Here is a 2,671-nt window from a genome sequence, read left to right as displayed (position 1 = left end):
GGGGACTGCGCTGGCGGGGACTGCGCTGGCGGGGACTGCGCTGGCGGGGACTGCGCTGGCGGGGACTGCGCTGGCGGGGACTGCGCTGGCGGCCGCGAAGTCAATCCGGCCTCCAGCCGAGCTAGCCGCAGCTCGGGCGCTAAAGCCAAACCACCCGGCTCTCGCCCCGCCCGGCCAAACGAACCTCCGGCCGACCAAGTCCGACCCGGGCGCCGAAGCTTGCCCTCGGGCAAGCCGCGCCTCCAGCCGAGCCGGGAATCAGGCGCTGGAGCTTGACCACCCGGCCCCGCAGCCAAAGCTGGCTGCGCTGGCCAGCCAAGTCCCACCGCTGCCGGACCAGGGACGGACGCACCGAAGGCCGCCGCGAACGGGATTCGCAGCGGCCTTCGCAGTTTTCTCAGCGGATGCCCGCCGGGACCGCCGCCGGGGTCGAACTCGCCGGCGTGGAGACCGGGGCCGGTTGCTGGGGTACCGCCATCTGGGCCGGCAGGAGGTTCGCCGGCTGCGGGGCTCCGCCGCCCGTCTCCGGGGATCCGTCGCCGTCCGCCGAGGTGGCCACCAGGGCCAGTGCGCTCAGCACCAGGCCCGATACCACCACGCCCGCTCCCTGTGCGGCACGGCGCTTGAAACGGCCGCCGCCGAGGACGTTCGAAGAGTGGCCCAGCGGGGCCGATGATCCCAACGGTGCCACCCCGCCCAGGACGCCCGAATCACGCAGGCCCGCGACCCGGTCGGGGCGCTGGACCGCGACCAGCTGGCCGTCCGACGTGATCGCCAGGTTGTCCGGGGTGCTCGGCAGCTCCGTGTGCTGCGGGATCGACTGGAGACTCGCGAGGAAGCCCGCCGACATCGACGGCGCGCCCGCGTGGCGGATCGCCTCCATCGTCTGGCGCTGGGCGCGCACCTCCGCCGCGCACGCCGGGCAGCGGGTGATGTGCGACGCCGCGCGGTCGCGTGCGCCGTGGGAAAGCTCGCCGTCGACGAACGCCACCACGACGTCCGGCAGCAGGTGCGACTCGGGAAGTGCCCAGCCTCGCGGTGCGGTCATACCGTCACCTTCGCAGACTGCGGTGCGTGAGCGCGACGACGCTCGAGCGACGCGCGCAGCGCCTGACGCCCGCGGTGGATGCGGCTGCGGACCGTGCCCAGCTTGACGTTCAGCGTCGCGCCGATCTCCTCGTACGACAGCCCTTCGACGTCACACAGCACCACGGCGGCACGGAACTCCGGGGGCAGCTCGTCGAGCGCCGCCTGCAGGTCCGGGTCCAGGTGCGTGTCCGAGTAGACCTGCTCGGGGCTCGGGTCGTCGCCCACGATGCGGTCGGTGTCCTCGGGCAGGCCTTCCATCCGCACGCGCGAGCGGCGGCGGGCCATGTCCAAGAACAGGTTGGTGGTGATCCGGTGCAGCCAGCCCTCGAACGTGCCGGGCTTGTAGGACGCGAGCGAGCGGAAGACCCGGATGAAGGTCTCCTGCGTGAGGTCCTCGGCGTCGTGGGCGTTGCCGGTCAGGCGGTAGGCGAGCCGGTAGACGCGGTCGCCGTGTTCGCGCACGACCTCGTCCCAGGACGGCGGCGTCCACGCCGCCTCGTCCAAGGTCACGGGCTTGGCCCCGGTGTCGGCAACGGCGTTCTGCATCGCGGGAGCAGGCACCTCCATCAGCGTTTCTCCTGTCTGCTCCACCCAACGCGGGTCCTCGTCACGGTGTTCCCGTGCGTCCGGATTTCAGTCTCTCCGGGTTCCTTATGGTTCTAGTGAGACTGGACTGAGAGCAGGCTGAGAACTTCTTCCCGGGTGCTTACCAGGGAGCCTGCGCGGATTTATCGACAACCAACGCTAACCTCCGTGCGTGAACACGCCCACCCCTGCGGCCGCACCGGCCGATTCCGGGTTCGTCGACGGGTACCTGCCCGACGACGAGGTGCTGTCTTCGGCGCGGGCACGGGCCGAGGACCTGGGCTGCACCCCGCTCAGCGCGGGTGCGGGAGCGACGTTGCGCTTCCTGGCCGCGACGCTGCGCGCGAAGGCCGTGGTCGAGGTCGGCACGGGCGCGGGGGTGAGCGGGCTCAGCCTGCTGCGCGGGATGGCCCCCGACGGCGTGCTGACCTCGATCGACGTGGAGCCGGAGTACCAGCGGGCGGCGCGCGCGACGTTCCGGGAGGCCGGCTTCGCACCGGGCCGCACCCGCCTGATCATCGGGCGCGCGCTGGACGTGCTGCAGCGGCTCACGCCGGGCGGCTACGACCTGGTGTTCGTCGATTCCGCGCACATCGAGTACCCCGGCTGCTACGAGCTGGGCGTCTCGCTGCTGCGGCGCGGCGGGATCATCGCGTTCCACAACGTGCTCGCCGGCGGCCGGGTGATCGACCCGGCCCACCGGGATCCCGAGACCCTGGCCCTGCGCGAGGTGGCACGGGCGTTCCGGGAGGACGAACGCCTGGTCCCGGCCTTGCTGCCGGTGGGCGGCGGGCTGCTGGTCGCGGCGGCTACCTGAGGGTTGTCCCCAGGCTGGTCGAGCTGTGGACAACTGGCCGTCGGCCGGCGGTTTCGTCGGTGGGTGCCGGTAGACTGGACGTGGGACGCCCCCCGGGGAGGGTCACGGCTCCGGCAAAGTCTTTGTGCTGGTCAGGTGGGTATTCCGAGCAGGGTGAGGGCTCGGGTGGTGTTGCGGGCG

General features: G+C 72.1%; 3 protein-coding genes. 1 reads left to right on the top strand and 2 read right to left on the bottom strand.

Features of this window, described 5'->3' with window-relative positions:
• Positions 1-397: 397 nt before the first annotated feature.
• Both ISP_RS05395 and sigE read right to left on the bottom strand, forming a co-directional pair.
• Complete coding sequence (locus ISP_RS05395) at positions 398-1,048, bottom strand: anti-sigma factor family protein (RefSeq protein ID WP_013222976.1); 651 nt, start codon at positions 1,046-1,048, stop codon at positions 398-400.
• Positions 1,045-1,656, bottom strand: a complete 612-nt coding sequence (gene sigE / locus ISP_RS05390) for an RNA polymerase sigma factor SigE (RefSeq protein WP_013222975.1) — start codon at positions 1,654-1,656, stop codon at positions 1,045-1,047. The genes ISP_RS05395 and sigE overlap by 4 nt, the downstream gene beginning before the upstream one ends.
• Positions 1,657-1,846: 190 nt before the next feature.
• On the opposite strand from sigE, the gene ISP_RS05385 reads away from it, so the two are divergent.
• The gene (locus ISP_RS05385) at positions 1,847-2,491 is read left to right on the top strand and encodes an O-methyltransferase (RefSeq protein WP_013222974.1); all 645 of its coding nucleotides are present in this window, start codon (positions 1,847-1,849) and stop codon (positions 2,489-2,491) included.
• Positions 2,492-2,671: the final 180 nt, after the last annotated feature.

It is taken from the genome of Amycolatopsis mediterranei (assembly GCF_026017845.1).
Classification (GTDB): Bacteria; Actinomycetota; Actinomycetes; order Mycobacteriales; family Pseudonocardiaceae; genus Amycolatopsis; species Amycolatopsis mediterranei.
The sequence above is the reverse complement of the archived record's forward strand: the minus strand, read 5'-3'. Positions and strand labels throughout refer to the sequence as shown.